The organism is Herbaspirillum sp. WKF16 (genome assembly GCF_028993615.1).
Lineage (GTDB): Bacteria > Pseudomonadota > Gammaproteobacteria > Burkholderiales > Burkholderiaceae_D > Herbaspirillum.
The window spans coordinates 1,551,377-1,574,740 of the sequence record NZ_CP118632.1 but is presented as its reverse complement, the minus strand read 5'-3'; the positions used below and the strand labels follow the sequence as shown (position 1 = coordinate 1,574,740).

The following is a 23,364-nucleotide window of genomic DNA, read 5'->3' as shown; positions in this document are numbered from 1 at the left end:
CCGGTGCGATTGCGTCGCGGTGATGTCAATGATGCCGATGGCTTATTTCGCGCCGGCTTCGAACCAGGCGCCGATCAGCGCCCGCTCGTCGTCGGTCATGTGGGTCATGTTGGCCAGCGGCATGTCCCGGGTCTGCACCGCGCGCTGGTACACCTTGGCGGCGTGCTGGCGGATCAGTTCGGGCGTCTGCAGCATCATCCCGGCCGGCGCGGTGGCGAAGCCCGCCTGCGTCGGCTGCGCCGCATGGCAGCTCACGCAGCGCTGCGTGACGACCTCCTGCACGCGGCCGAAGTCTACGCCGCCGGCCGCGGCGGCGACAGGTACACTTTGGGCCGGATCGACCGTGACGGCCCCGGTGTTTGCGGCAGGCCGCGGCGCCGGCCTGGGCGCGATGGCCACGGCCACCGCCAGCAGCAGCGCCGCGCCGGCGATCGGATAGCCCACCGACACCCGCCCCTTGTGCCGCAGGTTGAAGAAGTGACGGATCAGCACGCCCGCCGCCATGATCGCGGCCAGCACCAGCCAGCTGTACGCATGCGTGTAGGTCATCGCGTAGTGGTTGCTGATCATGATGAACAGGATCGGCAGCGTGAAGTAGTTGTTGTGCACGCTGCGCTGCTTGCCCCGGCGGCCGTGGATCGGGTCGGGCGAGCGGCCCTGCTTCATCGCCTCCACCAGCTTGCGCTGGCCGGGGATGATCACCATCAGCACGTTGCCCACCATGATGGTGCCGATCATGGCGCCCACGTGGATGTAGGCGGCGCGCCCCGACAGCAGGTGCGTCAGCAGCCAGGCCACGGCCACGATGAAGACGAACATCACCAGGCCCAGCAAGCCTTCCTTCCTGCCCAGCGGCGAGCGGCACAGCAGGTCGTAGACGATCCAGCCCAGCACCAGCGTGCCGATGCCCACGCCCACCGCTTCGATGCCGGAGAGGTTGGCGACCGACCTGTCGACCATCATGGCCGAGGCGTTGAAGTAGTACACGATGAACAGCATGGCGACGCCGGTGATCCAGGTGGCGTAGGCCTCCCACTTGAACCAGTGCAGCTCTTGCGGCAGCTCGGCCGGCGCCACCAGATATTTTTGCGGATTGTAGAAACCGCCGCCATGCACCGCCCACAGCTCGCCGGACACGCCCTTCTTCTCCAGGTCGCTGCCGGCCTTGGGCGGGCGGATCGAATTGTCCAGCCAGACGAAATAGAACGATGCGCCGATCCAGGCGATGCCGGTGATCAGGTGCAACCAGCGCACCAGCAGGTTGGCCCATTCGACGCCGTACGATACCAATAATGCTTCCATGTCTTCCCCAACTCAGGATTCCCGTCCGCCACCGCGACTTGCTCCGGACAGGCGAGGCAGCGCCTCAGGAAAGGGCCGCGATGGAAGCCCCTCCCCCGCGCAGGCACGCCCGGCGCGCGGCTGCGATACCGCGCGGCAACATGATTGCAAGTGGATGAGAAGCTTCCAGCGAGCCAGGAAGCCATTGCGGGCGCGTACCCTGCCGGTCTCCTGCCGTCGCCGCCGCTGCGACCCGATGGCTGCGCCATCTGTTATGTCGGCCCGCGCTGCGTACTGGCCGCCCTTGTGAGGCGAGCGTTTTCCGTGGCTCGGACCGGTTGCACGAAAGATAAACGCCGCCGACGCGCCAAAACATGGCCCCCCACGTATATTTGACATACGCGGTTCCATATACAAAAATGAGTCGGAAATGTGGGACGCTTGCGTTCGCGCGCAATTCATCGATACCAACCAACCCATGCCGACCGTGCCACCGAGCCGGGACACGGGTAAAAAGGCCGCAGAGACCGGCCGGCGCGCAACAACGGCGACACAGCGGCAAACGACAAGAGCACGACGCGGCGGACCATCCGCAGGCCATTGCCCCCGGGCATGATGCTTGCATCCCATGGGCGCCGCCGACGCCGCCCCAGGCATGCCATCGGAGCAAGACCAAGTGACGAAGCAACCGGCCTCGCGGGTGCAGACGCGAACGCCACCAGAGTGAACGAAAAACCGTCACCTGCCTTTTTGCGCGATCACCACGCGCTTGAACGAAGAACCCGGAGACATCCACATGTCCAGGCTGCCAGACCATCTCGACATCCACCTCATCCGCATCCTCTACCTGCTGCTGTGCGAGAAAAACGTCTCGCGCGTGGCCTTGAAGCTGAACCAGCCGCAGCCCTCGATCTCGGCCTCGCTGCGCAAGCTGCGCGAGCTCACCGGCGACCCGCTGCTGGTGCGCGGCGCGCGCGGCATGGTGCCGACCCAGCACGGCGAAAGCCTGTTGAAGCCTGCCAAGCGCATCCTCGACGAGACCGAGCGCCTGTTCGTGCCCAAGACCGCCTTCGTGCCGCAAGAGGAGGAACGCACCTTCCACATCGCCGCGCCCGACTACATGAACACGCCCTTCTTCACCGAGGTGATCGCGCGGCTGCGGCGCGAGTCGCCGCGCAGTCACATCGTGATCCACGCGCTGGGCCCCGAGACCGACTACGTGCGCCTGCTCTCGGACGGCGAGCTGGACCTGGTGATCGCCAACTGGGACGAGCCGCCGCCGCACCTGCACCTCTCCAAGCTGTTCGACGATCCCATCGTGTGCCTGATGCGCGCCGACTGCGCCTACGCCAAGCGCACCGCGCGCGACGCCATGAGCATCGAGGACTATCTCTCGCTGCCGCACGCCGCGCCCTCGCAGATCCTGCCCGGCTACCACGGCACCATCGACACCTTCCTGGAGAAGCAGAACCTGCACCGCAACGTGGTGGTGGAGTCGGCCCATTTCCGCATGCTGCCCTACATGGTGGCGCAAACCGACCTGGTGCTGACCGCCGGCCAGCAGTTCGCCAGCTTCTACGAAAAACTGCTGGCGCTGAAGAGCTATGCGGTGCCGATCAAGTTCCCGCCGCTGCGCTTCTACCAGCTGTGGCACGAGCGCGTGCACCAGGCGACCGAACACAAATGGCTGCGCGCCCAGGTCAGCGCGGCCGCCAAGCTGGTCGCGCAGGTGCGCGGCTAAGCCGCGCCGGGGGCCGGATTGCGCGGCTGGCGACTATATCTGCAACGCGCCAGGCGGTATGCCGCGCCCTATATATCGCACCTGCCGGATTGCATTAGTATCGCCAGCATCAGGCCGGTATCCGCACACAGACGCGGAACACGGACCTGGACCGGAACCACCTTTCAATCGACAAGGCACGCCCCGCCGCCAGGCGGGATGCGCGGTCACATGTCAGGTTCCCTTATAAAAATATCTGGAGACAGCCATGCAAACCCAAAGCCATCCGGTGGATGAACGCCTGCCCGTATTCAAACTGTTCGCGCTCGGCATGCAGCACGTGCTGGTGATGTATGCCGGCGCCATCGCCGTGCCGCTGATCATCGGCGGCGCGCTGAACCTGCCCAAGTCCGAGATCGCCTACCTGATCAGCGCCGACCTGTTCTGCTGCGGCCTGGTCACCATCATCCAGAGCGCCGGCATCTGGAAGTTCGGCATCCGCATGCCGGTCATGATGGGCGTGACCTTCGCCGCCGTCGGGCCGATGGTGGCGATGGCCAACAATCCCTCGCTCTCCATCCTGCACATCTATGGCGCGGTGATCGCCTCGGGCCTGTTCTGCATCCTCGCCTCGCCCTACATGAGCAAGCTGATGCGCTACTTCCCGCCGGTGGTCACCGGCACCGTGATCACGGTGATCGGGGTGTCGCTGATGGGCGTGGGCATCAACTGGGCCGCCGGCGGCCAGCCGGTGATCGGCAAGCTGGTGGACGGCGTGTTCGTCAAGGTGCCCAACCCCGACTACGGCTCGCCGCTGTCGCTGTCCATCGCGGCCCTGGTGCTGGTGTCCATCCTGCTGATCACCAAGTACACCCGGGGCTTCATCTCCAACATCTCGGTGCTGATGGGCATGGCGGTCGGCTTCGTGGTCGCCTTCGGCCTGGGCAAGATCAGCTTCGACGGCCTGGACGCGGCCGACTGGTTCGCCATGATCCGCCCCTTCCACTACGGCATGCCGCAGTTCGACCTGGCCTCCATCGTCAGCATGTGCCTGGTGATGATCGTGACCATGATCGAGTCCACCGGCATGTTCATGGCCCTGGGCGACATCGTCGGCAAGCCGGTCGACGACAAGACGCTGGCGCGCGGCTTGCGGGTGGACGGCCTGGGCACCGTCATCGGCGGCGTGTTCAACACCTTCCCCTACACCTCGTTCTCGCAGAACGTCGGCCTGGTGGGCGTGACCGGCATCCGCAGCCGCTTCGTCTGCGTGGCCGCCGGCGTGATCCTAGTGGCCTTCGGCCTGTTCCCCAAGATGGCCCACGTGGCGGCCTCGATCCCGCAGTTCGTGCTGGGCGGCGCCGGCATCGTGATGTTCGGCATGGTGGCGGCGACCGGCATCAAGATCCTCTCCAAGGTCGATTTCCACGGCAACCGCAACAACCTGTTCATCGTCGCCATCAGCATCGGCGTGGGCATGATTCCCATCGTCGCCCCGGGCTTCTTCGACAAGATGCCGCCTTTCCTCGGCACCATCTTCCACAGCGGCATCCTGCTGGCCTCCAGCATGGCCGTGGCGCTCAACCTGTTCTTCAACGGCCGCGGCAGCCAGGAGGACGCGGCGCGCTACGCGGTGGCGGCGGCGCAAAGTTCCGACCACTGATGCGGCCACGGGCGGCGCAGATGAGGCTTATATCGGCCGCCCCATATGTGCGGTGATAAGCGAAATCGCATAGCGCCCAGATGAAACGGCTGATGCCAATCCGGCCCGGATGTTTTAAAGTCTAGCCTGCGGAGAAAAGCGCGCCCGGCGGCGGCTGTCCACGACATTCGGGCGCGACAATCGCGCCCGACAATCGTGAAAATCAGATGCCGGCAAGCGGCGCCGCCCGCGCCCACGAACACAACCCAAGGGACCGGTCGGCCAAGCCCGCCCGGCAAGCACATGACGACGACACTGGAACAACTCAACCACGCCGAGGCCCCGGCCTTCATCGCCGCCCTGCAGGGCATCTACGAGCACTCGCCCTGGATTCCCGAGCGCGCCGCGGCGCAGCGTCCGTTCCGCACCCTGGCGGCGTTCAAGCTGGCGCTGCAAAAGGTGGTCACCGAAGCCGAGCGCGCCGAACAGCTGGGCCTGATCCGGGCCCACCCTGAGCTGGCCGGCCGCGCCGCGATCGCCGGCGAGCTGACCGCCGAGTCGACCGGCGAGCAGGCCAAGGCCGGCCTGAACCTGTGCACGCCGGAAGAATTCGCCGCGCTGCAAAAGCTCAACGCCGACTACAACGCGCGCTTCGGTTTCCCCTTCATCCTGGCGGTCAAGGGCCCCACCGGCGCCGGCCTGACGCGCCAGCAGATCCTCGCCACCTTCACCCGTCGCCTGCGCAACCAGCCGGAAGACGAGCTGCGCGAAGCGCTGCGCCAGATCGGCCGCATCGCCGAGATGCGCATCAACGACCTGCTCGGCCACCGGCCCGCGCTGGGCGCCACCGTGATGCAATGGGCGGAGGAAATCGGCGCGCTGTCGGAGGACGAAGGCGCGCTGACCTGCACCTACCTGACCGAGGCCCACCGCCGCACCGCCGACCAGATCGCGCACTGGATGCGCGAAGCCGGCATGCATGTGCATATCGACGCCGTGGGCAACGTGGTCGGCCGCTACCTTTCCACCGACCCGCAGGCCAGGACGCTGCTGACCGGCTCGCACTACGACACGGTGCGCAACGGCGGCAAGTACGACGGCCGCGAAGGCATCCTGCTGGCCATCGCGGCCGTCAAGGAACTCAACGAACGCGGCGAGACCCTCCCCTTCCACTTCGAAGTGATCGCCTTCTCGGAAGAAGAAGGCGTGCGCTTCAAGAGCACCTTCCTCGGCAGCAACGCCGTGATCGGCCAATTCGACCTGAACCTGCTGGAGCTGCAAGACCGCGACGGCGTCTCCATGCGCGAGGTCATCACCCAGGCCGGCCACGACGTCGCCGCCATCCCGCAGATCGCGCGCGACCCGTCCGACATCCTGGGCTACGTGGAAGTCCACATCGAGCAAGGCCCGGTGCTGCTGAACCGCGACCTGCCGGTGGGCATCGTCACCTCGATCGCCGGCAGTTCGCGCTACCTGGTGGACTTGAAGGGCGTGGCAAGCCACGCCGGCACCACGCCGATGGACATGCGCCGCGACGCCGCCGCGGCGGCCGCCGAGATCATCCTCTACGTGGAGCAACGCTGCTCGCGGGACCAGCACGCCTCGCTGGTGGGCACCGTCGGCCAGCTGCAGGTGCCGCGCGGCTCGACCAACGTCATCCCCGGCGCCTGCCAGCTCTCGCTGGACATCCGCGCCGCCCGCGACGACGTGCGCCTGGCCGCGGTGGCCGACGTCTTGGAGAAGATCGAGGAAATCTGCGAACGCCGCAGCGTCGACGCCAGGATCGAAGAAACCGTCTCCGCCCCGGCCGCGCCCTGCGCGCCATGGCTGATGCAACAACTGGCGGCGGCCACCGAGCGCGCCGGCATCGCCCCCTTCGAACTGGCCTCCGGCGCCGGCCACGACGCCATGACGATCGCCAGGATGACCGACGTCTGCATGCTGTTCACCCGCTGCGGCAACGGCGGCATCAGCCACAACCCGCTGGAGACCATGACTGCGGACGACGCCGAGGTATCGGGACGGATCCTGCTGGATTTCCTGCGCAGCTTCCGGCCGAAGCAGTGATGGAGGGACGTTTGTTAAGCATCCACGTCCGTTGAACGACACTGGATCCCGGCCTGCGCCGGGATGACGGATTAAATGCGAGAGTGATTCGCCGAAGCGAAGCGCCAGCGAGTAACAAGTAACGAGTAGCAAGTAGCAAGTAGCAAGTAGCGAGTGACGGCAGCAAGCAAGACAAAGCCGCAGGCGAGTCGGAGACCCGCGATGCCGCAGGCGAGCCGGACATGCCGTTCCCCTTGTGGGCCAGCCGTCGGTGCGCACTAAAAAGTGGATCAGGGCGTCAGTCGGAGCGCAGCGACTCTGACGACCCCACTTTTTAGCGCGCACCGACGGGAACCCCGAAGGGGCTGGCACTTAGGGGCCGTTTTCTTTGCTTACTTTCTTTGGCGGGCCAAAGAAAGTGAGCGGCTGCCGGGCCGTCCCCGGCGCTCCGCTCCGACCAGAGAGAGATAAGACTAAAGCCGGTACATCTGCAGGCAGCAAGACCAAACTACTCAAGCAATCAAAAACTAACAACTTAAAAACAAATACCAACCCACCCCGCCGCAGCGTCAATAGGGACAACAAGGGACTCCACTGTCACCTGCGCCGGAACAAACCCAAAAACCAAACAAGGAACACACCAAGGAGTCCCGACATGCCCCAAGCGCACGCCCCCAACCGTACCCTGCTGATCAGGAATGCCGCCGTCGTCGTCACCATGAACGACACCCGCGAAGAGATCAAGGACGGCGCCATCTTCATCCGCAACAACGTCATCGAGCAGGTAGGCCGCACCGGCGCGCTGCCGCAAGAAGCCGACGAGATCATCGACGCCGCGCACCACGTCGCCCTCCCCGGCCTGGTCAACACCCACCACCACATGTACCAGAGCCTCACGCGCGCCATCCCCGCCGCGCAGGACGGCGAACTCTTCAGCTGGCTCACCAACCTCTACCCGATCTGGGCCGGCCTCACCCCCGAGATGATCAAGGTCTCCACGCTGACCGCGATGGCCGAGCTGATCCTCTCCGGCTGCACCACCAGCAGCGACCACCTCTACATCTATCCCAACAAGACCCGCCTGGACGACAGCCTGGAAGCCGCCGCCCAGATCGGCATGCGCTTCCACGGCGCGCGCGGGGCGATGAGCGTGGGCCAGTCCAAGGGTGGCCTGCCGCCGGATCGCGTGGTGGAGGAGGAAGGCGCCATCCTGGAAGACACCCGCCGCCTGATCGAGACCTACCACGACGCCGGCCGCCACGCCATGCAGCGCATCGTGGTCGCGCCCTGCTCGCCGTTCTCGGTCTCGCGCGACCTGATGCGCGAAGCCGCCGACCTGGCGCGCCACTACCAGGTCTCGCTGCACACCCACTTGGCCGAGAACGTCAACGACATCGCCTACAGCCGCGAGAAATTCAACATGACCCCGGCCCAGTACGCGGAAGATTGCGGCTGGGTCGGGCACGACGTCTGGCACGCCCACTGCGTGCAGCTCGACGACCACGGCATCGAACTCTTCGCCCGCACCGGCACCGGCGTGGCGCACTGCCCCTGCTCCAACATGCGACTGGCCTCGGGCATCGCCCCCATCCGCAAGATGATCGATGCCGGCGTGCCGGTCGGCCTGGGCGTGGACGGCAGCGCCTCCAACGACTCCGCCCACATGATGGGCGAGGCGCGCCAGGCCATGCTGCTGCAGCGCGTGGGCTTCGGCCCCGACGCCATGACCGCGCGCCAGGCGCTGGAGATCGCCACGCTGGGCGGCGCGAAGGTATTGAACCGCGACGACATCGGCGCCCTGAAGCCCGGCATGTCGGCCGACGTGGCGCTGTTCGACACGCGCCGCATCGGCCTGGCCGGCGCCCTGCACGACCCGGTCGCGGCGCTGGTGTTCTGCACGCCCGGCGACGTGGCATGGAGCATCATCAACGGCCGCGTGGTGGTGCGCGAAGGCCAGCTCGCCACCATCGACCTGGGGGCGGTGCTGGAGCGTCACAACAAGTTGTCGCTCGAACTGGCCGAGGCGGCGCGTTGAGATCCCGCCCTCTCCGCCCATGAAGAATCTGCTGCCCGCCGCCCTGCTCTGCGGCCTGCTAAGCGCTCATGCGCAGGAACCGCGCGTGTTCAGCAGCTACGAGGAGCTCTACGCAAGCTTGCCGGCCCGGCTGTTCACAGGAGATGGCGAGGAGATCGCCGTTTCCTCCCGGCATAGCGTGCGTATCGATGGGAAACAATACCGTCTCAACCGTGCGCTTGCCTTTCCCGGTGAAGACGTCTATCCCGCGGATCTGGGAAAGACTGCAACGTTGTATCGTAGCGCCGGTCATTACTGCATTGAAGGAACGGGTTCGAGCAGCGGGACGGGATCCCGGCACTTGTCGGTTTATCTTATGGAGGCAAGGGGAGCACGCATCCGCAAGCTTCCAAGCCTGTTCGGATCGTGCAAAGGCATTGCTCTGGATGGGGAAAAACGAATTCGCTTCTTCCTGGCAAGGATCATCGACTACCGCGCGGCCTACGACGCGGAGGGCGTCGAGTTCATCGAATACGCGGACGACGGCAAATCCAGCGTTCCATCAGGGGAAATCCTTCGAACCCGCTTCGTCGAGACCGGCAACTTCTATCGATTCACCCTACGCGAGAATTGATGCAAGCGGCATGGGAAGAATACGCCCCGATTGATTTAAAATCAGGCTCCGGGCTTACCCGGGAAGGTGATCAGAATAAATCAGATGAAGGGGGAATTCAGCATGAAAACAGCATTTCGCGCCGGCCTGATCTTGGCTTCAGCGCTCGCACTGTCCGCTTGCGCGACATACACGACGGCAGTACCGGAAGGTTACAGGGGCCCCACCGCGCTGCTGAAGGATTCATCCGATGTCTACAGCATGAGCAAGGCCGACATCTTCTATGCGCTGTCCGTGAATGAGGCTGAAATCGACAATGCCCTGTTTACCACGCGCCGCGCCAACGAAGGCCGGGGATCGATCATGGCGGTCCAGAAGGTGCAGCGCCCGATTCCCGCGCAGCCGCTGAAGATCGGCGTCTCCGCCCGGACCACGTATGCCGCGCCCATCATGGCGATGGCCAACACCGTGTATGGCGTAAAAGGGGTTGTCAGTTTCACACCGGAGGCCGGCAAGGTTTATGTCGTGCGAGGGAAATTGACCGAAGCGTATTCGGCCGTCTGGATCGAGGAAGAAGCCAGCAAGACGATCGTCGGCGAAAAGATTGAAGCCCAGGGTTCCGCCAAACTCGGTATCTTTGAAAAATAACACATCGTCAGGTCACCGCCCCTCCATGAACATCCGAAAAGCCATTCTAGCGCTTGCCTGCAGTCTGACGATCACGCTCTCCGGCTGCGCCCCCATTGCCGTCGGAGCCTATCCCGATACCTCCCTGAGCAGGGCCAGCGCGGCGGATCTCACCCAGAATAGTGAGCCGTTGAAGCTGAAACTCGAAGTCGAATGGCAAATGAACGGCCATCCGCCATCCAGGGAAAAAGGGTTCATGGAACTCGAGATACCGCCACCGGACATGAACATGCTCCGACAGAAGTTCACCGAAGCGTTCCAGCGCACCGGAATGGTCGAGATCGTTCAAGAACGGAAATCGGGGATGGGGACGGTGACGGTGACGCTCAACAATGTTTCCGACATAGGTGACGCCATCGACAAGGGCACCCAGCTCGGCAAGAGTTGGGGAGATGGACATGTCACGACCAAAGAGGAGTTCGAGCTCTCACTGCTCATCGAGCGCCAGGGCGCGACCGCCAGGTCCTCCGCTGTGCGTGGCGCATATTACTCGGTGACGGCAAAATCCAAACTGCCGGACGACGCCAGGCTGCGCCCGCCCAGGCAGGTATTCGACGACATGCTGGAACAGATGCTGATCAAATGCCTCCTGGACATGCAGCGCAGCGGTGGCTTGGCCGAGCTGACCAGCCGATAACCGGCCTGCGCGCGCCTACCCCCACACCTCCGCCAGCCGCAACAGATTGGTGCTGCCCGGCTGTCCGAAGGGCATGCCGGCGGTAATCGCGATCTGGTCGCCCTTCTTCGCAAACCCTTCCTTCAGGGCCGTCTGGCAGGCGGCGCTGACCATCTCGCTTTCGTTGTGGATCCGGTCGCTGATGGTGGAATGCACGCCCCATACCAGCGCCAGCCGGCGCGCCGTCTGCAGTTGCGGCGTGATCGAGAGGATGGGCGCCATCGGCCGCTCGCGCGCCGCGCGCAGGCTGGTGTGACCGGAGCTGGTGTAGGTCACCGTGGCGGTGGCGCCGACGATGCCGGCGACGTCGCGCAGGGCCGAGCAGATGGCATCGGCGCCGTTGGGCTGGGGCGCCTCGTGCTGGGCGTCCAGCATGTTGCGGTAGAGCGGATCGCGCTCCACCTCGGCGATCACGCGGTCCATCATCGCCACCGCCTGCAATGGATAGGCGCCGTTGGCCGATTCGGCCGAGAGCATCACGGCATCCGAGCCGTCGTAGATGGCGCTGGCGACATCCGAGACTTCGGCGCGAGTGGGCACGGGCGCGGCGATCATCGACTCCAGCATCTGGGTGGCGATGACGATCGGCTTGCCGTGCTGGCGGCAGGCGCGCAGGATGCGCTTTTGCGTGCCGGGCACCTGCTCGGGCGGCAACTCCACGCCGAGGTCGCCGCGCGCCACCATGATGGCGTCGGAGGCTTGCACGATCTCATCCAGGCGATCCAGCGCGGCCGGCTTCTCCAGTTTCGACAGCACGGCGGCGCGGTCGCCGATCAGGGCGCGCGCCTCGAACACATCTTCCGGACGCTGCACGAACGACAATGCGATCCAGTCGGCGCCCATGTCCAGCGCGAAGTCCAGGTCTCGCCTGTCCTTGTCGGTGAGGGCCGGGATCGGCAGCACGGCGTCGGGCACGTTGACGCCCTTGCGGTCCGACAGCGCGCCGCCGTTGATCACCCGGGTACGGATGCGCGCGCCGTCGCTGTGCTCCACCTGCAGGCGCAGCTTGCCGTCGTCCAGCAGCAGCGACTGGCCGGCGGCGACCACCTCGAACAGTTCCGGATGCGGCAGGCAGACGCGGCTGCCGTCGCCCGGCGCGGCGCCGCGGTCCAGCGTGAAGGACTGGCCCGGCAGCAGCGTCACGCGACCGTCGGCGAACTGGCCGATGCGCAGCTTGGGACCCTGCAGGTCGGCCAGCACCGCAATCGGCCGGCCGATCTCGCGCTCCACTTCGCGCACGATGAGATAACGCGCCTGGTGATCGGCGTGGCTGCCGTGGCTGAAGTTGAAGCGGAAGACGTCGGCGCCGGCCTCGAACAGTGCGCGGATCATCTGCGGCGTGGCGCTGGCGGGGCCGAGGGTGGCGACGATTTTGGCCTGGCGTTGGCGGCGCATGGTGGATCTCCGGGATGGTTGTGGTTGTTGTTTGAAAAATGGAAGGCGAACGACCATTTCGACAGATGCCGGATACGGCGCAAACGACACGGGGTCCTGACCTTCGTCAGGACGACGTGGAGGAGATAGCTTCAGCCTGCGATTGTTCGAGGCCATCCCTTTCCTGTCGTCCCGGCGCAGGCCGGGACCCAGCGGCGTTCACGGCGCCCCAAGCAGCGTTCGACGGTGCCGGATCAGGATGCCTTGGCGATCTCATGGTTGGACATGATCTCCACCGCGCGGCACAGCGCCGAGTGGTCCAGGCCGCTCATGCCATGGGCGGCGCAGGCGTTCATCAGCTCCTGCGCGGCGGCGGTGTTGGGCAGCGAGATGCCCAGCGCCTTGGCGCCCTGCAGCGCCAGGTTCAGATCCTTCTGGTGCAGCTCGATGCGGAAGCCCGGGCTGAAGGTGCGCTTGACCATGCGCTCGCCGTGCACTTCGAGGATGCGCGAGGACGCGAAGCCGCCCATCAGCGCCTGGCGCACCCGCGCCGGATCGGCGCCGGCCTTGGAAGCGAACAGCAGCGCCTCGGCCACTGCCTGGATGTTAAGCGCCACGATGATCTGGTTGGCCACCTTGGTGGTCTGGCCGTCGCCGTTGCCGCCAACCAGGGTGATGTTCTTGCCCATCAGTTCGAACAGCGGCTTCACGTCGTTGAAGGCGGCTTCCGGGCCGCCCACCATGATGGTCAGCGAGGCGGCCTTGGCGCCGACCTCGCCGCCGGAGACCGGCGCGTCCAGGTACTGGCAGCCCAGCGCGTTGATCTTCTGCGCGAAGCCCTTGGTGGCGATGGGCGAGATCGAGCTCATGTCGACCACGATCTTGCCGGCCGACAGGCCCTCGGCCACGCCCTTCTCGCTGAACAGCACGGCTTCCACGTGCGGCGTGTCCGGCACCATGACGATGACGATGTCGGCGCGCTTGGCGACTTCCGCGCCCGAGGTGCAGACGGTGGCGCCGCCTTCCAGCAGCGCCGCCGGCGGGTTCTTCTGGTCATGCAGGTAGAGCTTGTGGCCACCCTTTTGCAGGTTTTCCGCCATGGGCGCGCCCATGATGCCCAGGCCGATGAATCCGACTTTTGCCATGCTTGTTCTCCTTGATCCGTGTTGATTGATGTGACGGCTCAGAGGCCGTGTTCCTTGATCCAGCGCAGCCCTTGCGCGGTGCCCGCCTGCGGCTTGTACTCGCAGCCGATCCAGCCGCCGTAGCCGATCTCGTCGAGCCAGCCGAACAGGTAGCGGCAGTTGATCTCGCCGGTACCGGGTTCGAAGCGGCCGGGGTTGTCGGCCAGCTGCACGTGGCCGATCAGCGAGAGGTTGGCCTTGAGGGTGCCGGCCAGCTCGCCCTCCATGCGCTGCATGTGATAGATGTCGTACTGCACGAACAGGTTGTCCGAACCGGTGGCCAGGATCAGTTCCACCGCCTGCTTCGTGGTGGTGAGGAAGAAGCCGGGAATATCGAAGCTGTTGATCGGTTCGATCAGCAAACGGATGCCGTGCTCCTTCAGCCTGGCGGCGGCGTATTTCAGGTTGCCCACCAGGACTTCGCGCGCCGCCTCGCGCGCCACGCCCTGCGGCAGTATCCCCACCAGGCAGTTCAGCTGCGGCGCCTCCAGCGCGCGGGCATAACGGATGGCCTCGTCGACGCCGGCGCGAAATTCAGCCACGCGGTCGGGATGGCAGGCGATGCCGCGTTCGCCGGCCTCCCAGTTGCCGGCCGGCAGGTTGTGCAGCACCAGCCGCAATTTGGCGGCGCGCAGCTGGCCGGCGATCTGCTCGGCGTCGAAGGCATAGGGAAAAAGAAATTCGACGGCCTTGAAGCCGGCGTCGGCGGCGGCCTTGAAGCGTTCCATGAAGGGCTGTTCGGTGAACAGCATGGTGAGGTTGGCGGCGAGTTGGGGCATGGGGTGCTCCTGTGGTTTCCTGTTAAATCCTGTATTCCCGTTCGGACTGAGTGGCGCCGAAGGTGCCTATCGAAGGCGCGCATGACGGCGATGCTTCGATACGCCGCTGCGCGACTACTCAGCCCGAACGGTGATCTGGTTCGTTAGGCCTATCCAAAGCGGCGCAAGGAAGGCGTCGCTCTTGCCGGCGACTTTTGTCTCCTCTTCGGATCGGCGCGGAAGGCGCCTGCGGGATCAATCCAGCAGGCTGATGGCGGTGGGCGCGTGTTCGGGCCGGCTGGCCAGTTCCTCGAACTCGTTGACGGCGTCGATCTCGGTGCCCATGGCGATGTTGGTGACGCGTTCGAGGATGATCTCCACCACCACCGGAACGCGGAACTCCTCCATCAGCCGCTTGGCCTGGGCGAAGGCGTCCTGGATGGCGTTGGGGTCGGTCACGCGGATCGCCTTGCAGCCCAGGCCTTCGACCACGGCTACGTGATCCACGCCGTAGCCGTTCAGCTCGGGCGCGTTGACGTTCTCGAACGCCAGCTGCACGCAATAGTCCATCTCGAAGCCGCGCTGCGCCTGGCGGATCAGGCCGAGGTAGGAGTTGTTCACCAGCACGTGCAGGTAAGGCAGGTTGAACTGCGCCCCCACAGCCAGCTCCTCGATCATGAACTGGAAGTCGTAGTCGCCCGAGATCGCCACCACCTTCTTGTGCGGATCGGCCGCCGCCACGCCCAGCGCGGCGGGAATGGTCCAGCCCAGCGGGCCGGCCTGGCCGCAGTTGATCCAGTGGCGCTCGCGATAGACGTGCAGGAACTGCGCGGCGGCAATCTGCGACAGGCCGATGGTGGCGACGTAGCAGGTGTCGCGGCCGAAGGCGCGGTTCATCTCTTCATAGACGCGCTGCGGCTTGACCGGGGTGTCGTTGAAACTGGTCCGGCGCTGCATGCTCTTCTTGCGCTGCTGGCATTCGGCCAGCCAGGCAGAGCGGTCCGGCAGGCGGCCGGCCGCCTTGAGTTCACGGGCCACCTCGATGAACAGCGCCAGGGCGGCGCCGGCGTCGCTGACGATGCCGTAGTCGGGACCGAACACCCGGCCGATCTGGGTCGGCTCGATGTCCACGTGGACGAACTTGCGGCCCTTGGTGAAGACATCGACCGAGCCGGTGTGGCGGTTGGCCCAGCGGTTGCCGATGCCCAGCACGAAGTCCGAGGCCAGCATGGTGGCGTTGCCGTAGCGGTGGCTGGTCTGCAGGCCGACCATGCCGGCCATCTGCGGGTGGTCGTCGGGGATCGCGCCCCACGCCATCAGCGTGGGGATGACCGGCACGCCGGTGAGTTCGGCGAACTCCACCGCCAGCGCGGCGGCGTCGGCATTGACCACGCCGCCGCCGATGGTCAGCAGCGGACGCTCGGCGGCGTTGAGCATCGCCAGCGCCTTCTCGACCTGGGCGCGGGTGGCGGCGGGACGGTAGACCGGCAGCGGCGAATAGGTATCGGGATCGAACTCGATCTCGGCCATCTGCACGTCGAAGGGCAAGTCGATCAGCACCGGACCGGGGCGGCCCGAACGCATCAGGTGGAAAGCCTGCTGGAACACGCGCGGCACCAGCGCCGGCTCGCGCACCGTGACCGCCCACTTGGTGACCGGCTTGGCGATGGACTCGATGTCGACCGCCTGGAAATCTTCCTTGTAGAGCCGGGCGCGCGGCGCCTGGCCGGTGATGCAGAGGATGGGAATGGAATCGGCCTGGGCCGAGTAGAGGCCGGTGATCATGTCGGTGCCGGCCGGCCCCGAGGTGCCGATGCACACGCCGATGTTGCCGGCCTTGGCGCGGGTGTACCCTTCAGCCATGTGCGAGGCGCCCTCGACGTGGCGCGCCAGGATGTGCTTGATGCCGCCATGGCGCTTCAACGCCGAGTAAAACGGATTGATCGCCGCGCCCGGCACGCCGAAGGCCTGCAGGCAGCCCTCCTTCTCCAGCACGCAGACCGCTGCGTCGACTGCTCTCATCTTTGCCATGTTGTTCTCTAGGAATTGCTGTGGGCGGCGCGCCGGGTGCGGCTTGCCGTTCGCTATGTCTGGAGGCCATGCTAGTCGTTACAATTTCGTTTGATAAGAACACTAAAAATCTATTTATTACCAATCGAAAGTATGGAAACATAGAAAAAGTATTGAATCGGATCGGATAATGGACAAACTCAAACAGATAGAAGCCTTCGTGTCCGTCGTCGACAAGGGCAGCCTGGCGGCCGCCGCGCTGGAGGAGAAAGTGACGCCGGTGATGATGGGCCGCCGCATCGACGCGCTGGAGAAGCGCCTGGGCACCAAGCTGATGCACCGGACCACGCGCCACCTGACGCTGACCGAGCAGGGCAGCGTCTTCCTAGACCACTGCCGCAAGCTGCTGGAGCAGATGGAGACGGCCGAGAAGAGCATCGCCGAGGGGCGCCACAAGGCCACCGGCCACCTGGTGGTCTCCACCCCCGCCGCCTATGGGCGCCTGCACGTGGCGCCGCATGCCCCGGCCTTCCTGGCCGCGCACCCTGAAGTCCAGATCTCCTTCAACCTCACCGACCGCGTGGTCGACCTAGTGCGCGAAGGCTACGACCTGGGCATCCGCATCGGCGGCGCGATCGAACCCAGCTTCGTCGCCGTGCGCCTGGCCAGCAACCGCCGCGTGGTCTGCGCCTCGCCCGAATACCTGCACAGGAACGGCATGCCCAATACCCTGGACGACCTGGCCCGGCACAATTGCCTGGCGTTCAACCTGCAGGGCGGCCAGCAGCGCGGCTGGTATTTCCAGCAGAACGGCAAGCCGGTGATCGTCAAGGTGCAAGGCAACCTCGACTGCAACGACGGCGAACTGCTGCACCGCTGGGCCGGCGAAGGCCTGGGCCTGGCCTGGCGCTCGACCTGGGAGATCCAGTCGCAACTGGCCTCGGGCGAACTGGTGACGGTGCTGGACGACTACGCCCTGCCGCACTACGACATCATGGCGGTGTACCCGCAACAACGGCACTTGCCGGCCAAGACGCGCTTCTTCATCGATTACCTGAAGGAGGTATATGCGCGGGCGGATTACTGGAATGGCGGGGGGAAGAAATAAGGTGGTCGTGGTTAAGTTTTGTTAAGTGCGACGAACGACGCTGGATCCCTGCTTTCGCAGGGACGACACAGGGGAGGTGGCCAATGCCGCCTGATGTTCAAGTGACTTCCTGCTTGTCGTTCCTGCGAAAGCAGGAACCCAGTGTCTTGCAACGGTAGTCGAGGCATGACGAACGACACTGGATCCCCGCTTTCGCGGGGACGACGGATTAATTGAGATAGCGAGCCAAGGAATCGAGGCCGAAGGCGAGCCGGACACGCTTTTCCCTTGTGCGCCGCTCCGACGGGCACCCCGAAGGGGCTGGCACTTAGGGGCCGCGCCTTTTCTTATCTTTTTGCTTACGACCGGAGAAAGAAAAGCATCAAGCCAGTACACCTGCACGCGGCAAGACCAGACTTCCACTCCAAGTCCAAACCATCCACCCACCCAACCTTCAAGCAACAATAACAACACGCGCCCAACCCACCACGGCATTCCATACCGAAACACCCCCAATCCCCCTCATCAAACCCCGCGTCCTGCCCCACTTTTCAGTACCATATGCGCATATAACCATATGTTTATAGTGGCTATTCCCGCGCCCTTACGACGACACCATGAAATTGAACGACATTACGTACGCTGCAACCAATACGCATAAAGCCAGAACGCCCATTTTTTGCCCGATTCGCAACCGGGCAAGTTTTCCGGCGTATAAAAAAGGACCAAACGGAGACAACCAAGAATGAACGCGCTAGACAAGTTTTTCAAACTCAGCGAGAACGGCACCACCGTCCGCACCGAACTGCTGGCAGGCCTGACCACCTTCCTGACGATGGCCTACATCATCTTCGTCAACCCCTCCATCCTGGGCGACGCCGGCATGCCCAAGGACTCGGTGTTCGTCGCCACCTGCGTGGCCGCCGCCATCGGCACGCTGATCATGGGCCTGTACGCCAACTACCCCATCGGCCTGGCGCCCGGCATGGGCTTGAACGCCTACTTCGCCTACGCCGTGGTCAAGGGCATGGGCTTTCCCTGGCAGGCCGCGCTGGGCGCGGTGCTGATCTCGGGCTGCCTGTTCCTGATCGTCAGCGTGCTGCGCGTGCGCGAGATGATCATCAAGAGCATCCCGCGCTCGCTGCGCACCGCCATCCCGGCCGGCATCGGGCTGTTCCTGGCGATCATCTCGCTCAAGAGCTCCGGCATCATCGCCGCCAATCCCGCCACCTTCGTTACCCTGGGCGACCTGCACCAGCCGGCGCCGGTGATGGCCATCGTCGGCTTCATGGTGATCGTGGCGCTGGACAAGCTCAAGGTGCGCGGCGCGTTGCTGATCGGCATCCTGCTGGTGACGGTGCTGTCCTTCCTGTTCGGCGGCAACCACTTCAACGGCGTGTTCGCCGCGCCGCCCTCGGTGGCGCCGACTTTCCTGCAGCTCGACATCAAGGGCGCGCTGTCGATGGGCCTGCTGAACGTGGTGCTGGTGTTCTTCCTGGTCGAGCTGTTCGACGCCACCGGCACGCTGATGGGCGTGGCCACCCGCGCCGGCCTGATGAAGGAAGGCAAGATGGAGCGCCTGAACAAGGCCCTGATGGCCGACAGCACCGCCATCGTCGCCGGCTCCCTGCTTGGCACCTCCAGCACCACTGCGTATATTGAAAGCGCGGCCGGCGTGCAGGCCGGCGGGCGCACCGGCCTGACCGCGGTAGCGATCGCCCTGCTGTTCCTGCTGTGCCTGTTCATCGCGCCGCTGGCCGGCGTGGTGCCGGCCTATGCGACCGCGCCCGCCCTGTTCTTCGTGGCCTGCCTGATGGTGCGCGAGCTGGTGCACATCGATTGGGACGACACCACCGAATGCGTGCCGGCGGTGATCACCGCGTTGGTGATGCCCTTCACCTACTCGATCGCCAATGGCCTGGCGCTGGGCTTCATCAGCTATGCCGGCCTGAAGCTGCTGACCGGGCGCGCGCGGGATGTCTCGGCGATCATCTGGATCATCGCGGCGATCTTCCTGTTCAAGCTGGTCTATCTCGGCGAATGACGGGATACTGAAGCGGCAACGACGGGATGCGCCCTGCCGGCGCATCCCGGGATTGTCAAAAGAGGGAATTGGACAATCGTTTTTCACAAAACGAGGCGCACAATCAGTTCCATCCTTTGAGAACCCCGGCACGTTTCTTGAATGGCCTTCCATCGGAGAAACGGCAATGCAGGAAGCAGAAAAAAGATCCGCCCCGCAGGTGTAACAGGAGGAACCCGCGCTTCCTGCAGGATCGAATAATAAGAGTGCGCCCCACGATCAGCCCTGGAGCGTGCCATAGAGCAAGCAACATGCTCTAAGCACCCTAAATCTTGTACGTATTTTTTTGTACATTTACCAGAGCAGAGACATGCCAGAATCGAATCGCGCCTCCCAGCGCCCCATCCAGTTCTACTATCGCGGCGAGATCCGCCAGGCGGCGGGCCTGCCCAACACCCGCACCGTGCTGCAGCACCTGCGCGAAGACCTGCACTGCACCGGCACCAAGGAAGGCTGCGCCGAAGGCGACTGCGGCGCCTGCACCGTGGTGGTGGGCGAGCTGCGCGGCGAGCGGCTGGAACTGAAAACCGTCAACTCCTGCATCCAGTTCCTGCCCACGCTGGACGGCCGCGCGCTGTTCACGGTGGAAGACCTGAAGCAAGCCGACGGCTGCCTGCACCCGGTGCAGCAGGCCATGGTGGAATGCCACGGCTCCCAGTGCGGCTTCTGCACGCCGGGCTTCGTGATGTCACTGTGGGGCCTGTACCTGAAGCACGACAAGGACGGCATCGAACCCTCCAGGCGCGAGATCGACGATGCGCTCTCCGGCAACCTGTGCCGCTGCACCGGCTACCGCCCCATCGTCGACGCCGCGCGCCGCATGGGCCGGCTGCCCGCCGTGGCCTTCGACCGCGAACAGGTCAGCGAAGCGTTGCGCGGCCTGCGCCGCGAGGAGCCGCTGGCGGTGACGCACGACGGCCAGACCTTCCACGCGCCGCGCACGCTGGCGCAACTCGCCGCGCTGCGCAGCGAGCTGCCTCGCGCGCGCATCCTGGCCGGTTCCACCGACGTCGGCCTGTGGGTCACCAAGCACATGCGCGAGCTGGGCGACATCATCTACATCGGCCAGGTCGAAGAGCTGCGCGCCATGCGCGCGGCCGACGGTTTCCTGGAGATCGGCGCCGGCGTCTCGCTGGAGCAGGCCTATGGCGAAATCAACGCTTATTATCCGCAGGAGCTGTCGGAGCTGTGGCAGCGCTTCGCCTCGATGCCGGTGCGCAATGCCGGCACCCTGGGCGGCAACGTCGCCAACGGCTCGCCCATCGGCGACTCCATGCCCTGGCTGATCGCGCTGGGCGCGCGGATCGTGCTGTACGGTGTGAACGGCCGGCGCGAGATGGCGCTGGAAGACTTCTACATCGCCTACCAGAAGTCGGCCCTGCAGCCCGATGAAGTGGTGCAGTCGGTGCGCATCCCGCTGCCGCGCGAAGGGGTGAAGTTGCGGGTCTACAAGCTCTCCAAGCGCTTCGACCAGGACATCTCGGCGGTCTGCGCCGCCTTCGCCTTCACGCTGGACGACGGCCGGGTAAAGGAAGCGCGCATGTGCTACGGCGGCATGGCGGCCACGCCCAAGCGCGCCGCCGGCGCCGAGGCCGTCCTCAACGGCAAGGCGTGGAGCGAGGACAACGTGCGCGCCGCAATGGCCGCGATGGCCCAGGACTACGCGCCGCTGTCGGACATGCGCGCCAGCTCCGCCTATCGCCTGCGCACCGCGCAGAACCTGCTGTACCGCTACTGGCTGGAAACCCGCCCCGAGGCCCCGCTGGCGCCCGGCGCAGTGCGCGCCTTCGCGGTCGCGGCGACGTGAGCGATGACCGGGAGAATGCCATGAACAAGCACACCGAAGAATTCATGTCCACGACGGCGCTGCCGGCCAAGGACTGGGCCGAGGTCGGCAAGCCGCATCCGCACGAGTCGGCGCTGCTGCACGTGACCGGCGAGGCCACCTACACCGACGACATCGTCGAGCTGCAAGGCACGCTGCATGCGGCGCTGGGGCTGTCGCAGAAAGCCCACGCGAAGATCCGCTCCATCGACCTGGCCAAGGTCAAGGCCTCGCCGGGCGTGGTGGCGGTCTTCACCGCCGACGACATCCCCGGCGAGAACCAGTGCGGCGCCATCATCCACGACGATCCGGTGCTGGCCGACGGCCTGGTGCAGTATGTGGGCCAGCCGATCTTCATCGTGATCGCCGACAGCCACGACAATGCCCGCCGCGGCGCGCGCTGCGCGGTGATCGACTATGAAGAACTGGAGCCCATCCTGACCCCGCGCGCCGCGCATGCGGCCGGCTCCTATGTGCTGCCGCCGATGCACCTCACGCGGGGCGCCCCCGCCGAGGCCTTCGCGCGCGCGCCGCACACATTGCAGGGCAAGTTCGACGTCGGCGGCCAGGAGCAGTTCTACCTGGAAGGCCAGATCTCCTACGCCATCCCCAGGGAGGGGCGCGGCATGCACGTCTACTGCTCGACCCAGCACCCCAGCGAGATGCAGCATCACATCGCGCACGTGCTGCGCGTGGCCTCGCACGACGTGCTGGTGGAGTGCCGCCGCATGGGCGGCGGCTTTGGCGGCAAGGAATCGCAATCGGCGCTGTGGGCCTGCGCGGCCGCGGTGGCGGCGGTGCGCCTGCGCCGCCCGGTCAAGCTGCGCGCCGACCGTGACGACGACATGATCGTCACCGGCAAGCGCCACTGCTTCGCCTACGACTACGAGATCGGCTACGACGACGACGGCCGCATCCTGGCCGCGAAGATCGACATGGTCTCGCGCGCCGGCTTCTCGGCCGACCTCTCGGGCCCGGTGGCCACCCGCGCGGTGTGCCACTTCGACAATGCCTACTACCTGTCGGACGTGGAGATCCACGCCATGTGCGGCAAGACCAACACCCAGTCCAACACCGCCTTCCGCGGTTTCGGCGGGCCGCAGGGGGCGATCGCCATCGAGTACATCGTCGACGAGATCGCGCGCAACCTGGGCCGCGATGCGCTGGAGGTGCGCCGCGCCAACTTCTACGGCATGAGCGACGCCGACGGAGCGAAGGCGCGCAACGTCACCCACTACGGGCAGAAGGTCGAGGACAACGTGATCCACGGCCTGGTCGACCAGCTGGAACGCACCAGCGACTACCAGGCGCGACGCCGCGCCATCGCCGAATTCAACGCCGCCAACCCGGTGCTGAAGAAGGGCATGGCATTGACGCCGGTGAAGTTCGGCATTTCCTTCAATGTGCCGCATCTGAACCAGGCCGGCGCGCTGGTGCACGTCTATACCGACGGTTCGGTGCTGGTGAACCACGGCGGCACCGAGATGGGCCAGGGACTGAACACCAAGGTGGCGCAGGTGGTGGCCAACGCGCTGGGCCTGCCGCTGGAGCGCGTGCGCTGCACCGCGACCGACACCAGCAAGATCGCCAACACCTCGGCCACCGCCGCCTCCACCGGCAGCGACCTGAACGGCAAGGCGGCGCAGGATGCGGCCTTGCAGATCCGCGCTCGCCTGGCCCAGGTGGCCGCCAGGCACTTCGGCGTGGACGCCGCGGACGTGCGCTTCGCCGACAACCTCGCCATCGCCGGCGAGCAGTCGCTGGCCTTCGCCGACCTGGTGATGCAGGCCTACCTGCAGCGCGTGCAGCTGTGGTCCGACGGTTTCTACTCGACGCCCCGGGTGCATTGGGATTCCAAGAGCATGACCGGCCATCCCTTCTTCTACTACGCCTACGGCGCGGCGGTGGCCGAGGTGGTGATCGATACGCTGACCGGCGAAAGCAAGCTGCTGCGGGCCGACCTGCTGTACGACGCCGGCGAGAGCCTGAACCCGGCGATCGATATCGGCCAGGTGGAAGGCGGCTTCATCCAGGGCATGGGCTGGCTGACCACCGAGGAGCTGTGGTGGAACAAGGACGGCAAGCTCATGACGCACGCGCCCTCGACCTACAAGATCCCGGCGATCTCGGATTGCCCGGCGGATCTGCGTACCGAGCTGTACCGCAACAGCAACGTCTCCGACACCATCCACCGCTCCAAGGCCACGGGCGAGCCGCCGCTGCTGCTGCCGTTCTCGGTGTTCCTGGCGATCCGCGACGCGGTCTCGGCGGTAGGCCGGCACCGCGTCAACCCGCCGCTGCGCGCGCCGGCCACCTGCGAGGCCATCCTCGACGCGGTGGACGCCGTGCGCGCCGCCCACTGAG

Annotated in this window: 16 protein-coding genes; 11 read left to right on the top strand and 5 right to left on the bottom strand. The window is 65.5% G+C overall.

Annotated features, from left to right (window positions below; genetic code table 11):
• Positions 1–42: 42 nt before the first annotated feature.
• A complete protein-coding gene (locus tag Herbaro_RS06975; protein WP_275013106.1) occupies positions 43–1,302 on the bottom strand; it encodes a urate hydroxylase PuuD in 1,260 nt (419 codons plus the stop codon).
• Positions 1,303–2,077: 775 nt separating this feature from the next.
• On the opposite strand from Herbaro_RS06975, the gene Herbaro_RS06970 reads away from it, so the two are divergent.
• The 7 genes from Herbaro_RS06970 to Herbaro_RS06940 all read left to right on the top strand — a co-directional run bounded on the left by Herbaro_RS06970 (position 2,078) and on the right by Herbaro_RS06940 (position 10,640).
• Positions 2,078–3,022, top strand: coding sequence for a LysR family transcriptional regulator (locus Herbaro_RS06970; RefSeq protein WP_275013105.1), 945 nt, complete (start codon positions 2,078–2,080; stop codon positions 3,020–3,022).
• A 247-nt stretch (positions 3,023–3,269) separates the two neighbouring features.
• Complete coding sequence (locus Herbaro_RS06965; RefSeq protein WP_275013104.1) at positions 3,270–4,664, top strand: nucleobase:cation symporter-2 family protein; 1,395 nt, start codon at positions 3,270–3,272, stop codon at positions 4,662–4,664.
• 282 nt (positions 4,665–4,946) lie between these two features.
• Positions 4,947–6,710, top strand: coding sequence for an allantoate amidohydrolase (locus Herbaro_RS06960; protein ID WP_275013103.1), 1,764 nt, complete (start codon positions 4,947–4,949; stop codon positions 6,708–6,710).
• Between the two features lie 634 nt (positions 6,711–7,344).
• Positions 7,345–8,724 (top strand): 8-oxoguanine deaminase, encoded by a 1,380-nt coding sequence (locus Herbaro_RS06955; protein WP_275013102.1) that lies wholly within the window; start codon positions 7,345–7,347, stop codon positions 8,722–8,724.
• Between the two features lie 19 nt (positions 8,725–8,743).
• Positions 8,744–9,337 (top strand): hypothetical protein, encoded by a 594-nt coding sequence (locus Herbaro_RS06950; RefSeq protein ID WP_275013101.1) that lies wholly within the window; start codon positions 8,744–8,746, stop codon positions 9,335–9,337.
• A 102-nt stretch (positions 9,338–9,439) separates the two neighbouring features.
• A complete protein-coding gene (locus Herbaro_RS06945; RefSeq protein ID WP_275013100.1) occupies positions 9,440–9,964 on the top strand; it encodes a hypothetical protein in 525 nt (174 codons plus the stop codon).
• A gap of 25 nt (positions 9,965–9,989) precedes the next feature.
• Positions 9,990–10,640, top strand: a complete 651-nt coding sequence (locus Herbaro_RS06940) for a hypothetical protein (RefSeq protein ID WP_275013099.1) — start codon at positions 9,990–9,992, stop codon at positions 10,638–10,640.
• A 15-nt stretch (positions 10,641–10,655) separates the two neighbouring features.
• Here the strand turns inward: Herbaro_RS06940 and pyk are convergent, their stop codons facing one another.
• The 4 genes from pyk to gcl form a co-directional block, all read right to left on the bottom strand.
• Positions 10,656–12,074, bottom strand: a complete 1,419-nt coding sequence (pyk, locus tag Herbaro_RS06935) for a pyruvate kinase (RefSeq protein ID WP_275013098.1) — start codon at positions 12,072–12,074, stop codon at positions 10,656–10,658.
• A 233-nt stretch (positions 12,075–12,307) separates the two neighbouring features.
• Positions 12,308–13,228, bottom strand: coding sequence for a 2-hydroxy-3-oxopropionate reductase (glxR, locus tag Herbaro_RS06930; RefSeq protein WP_275013975.1), 921 nt, complete (start codon positions 13,226–13,228; stop codon positions 12,308–12,310).
• Positions 13,229–13,236: 8 nt separating this feature from the next.
• Positions 13,237–14,016 carry a hydroxypyruvate isomerase gene (gene hyi / locus Herbaro_RS06925; protein WP_275013097.1) on the bottom strand — a complete coding sequence of 260 codons (780 nt, stop codon included), beginning with the start codon at positions 14,014–14,016 and terminating at the stop codon, positions 13,237–13,239.
• Between the two features lie 234 nt (positions 14,017–14,250).
• Entirely contained in the window at positions 14,251–16,026 is a 1,776-nt protein-coding gene (gene gcl / locus Herbaro_RS06920; RefSeq protein ID WP_275013096.1) for a glyoxylate carboligase, read from the bottom strand.
• A gap of 169 nt (positions 16,027–16,195) precedes the next feature.
• Between gcl and Herbaro_RS06915 the strand changes: the two genes are divergently transcribed.
• The 4 genes from Herbaro_RS06915 to xdhB all read left to right on the top strand — a co-directional run bounded on the left by Herbaro_RS06915 (position 16,196) and on the right by xdhB (position 23,363).
• On the top strand, positions 16,196–17,113 hold the full coding sequence (locus tag Herbaro_RS06915) for a LysR family transcriptional regulator (RefSeq protein ID WP_275013095.1): 918 nt from the start codon (positions 16,196–16,198) through the stop codon (positions 17,111–17,113).
• 724 nt (positions 17,114–17,837) lie between these two features.
• Positions 17,838–19,136 (top strand): NCS2 family permease, encoded by a 1,299-nt coding sequence (locus Herbaro_RS06910; RefSeq protein ID WP_275013094.1) that lies wholly within the window; start codon positions 17,838–17,840, stop codon positions 19,134–19,136.
• A 349-nt stretch (positions 19,137–19,485) separates the two neighbouring features.
• Positions 19,486–20,982, top strand: coding sequence for a xanthine dehydrogenase small subunit (gene xdhA, locus Herbaro_RS06905; RefSeq protein ID WP_275013093.1), 1,497 nt, complete (start codon positions 19,486–19,488; stop codon positions 20,980–20,982).
• Positions 20,983–21,002: 20 nt separating this feature from the next.
• Complete coding sequence (gene xdhB, locus Herbaro_RS06900; RefSeq protein ID WP_275013092.1) at positions 21,003–23,363, top strand: xanthine dehydrogenase molybdopterin binding subunit; 2,361 nt, start codon at positions 21,003–21,005, stop codon at positions 23,361–23,363.
• Position 23,364 lies beyond the last annotated feature (1 nt).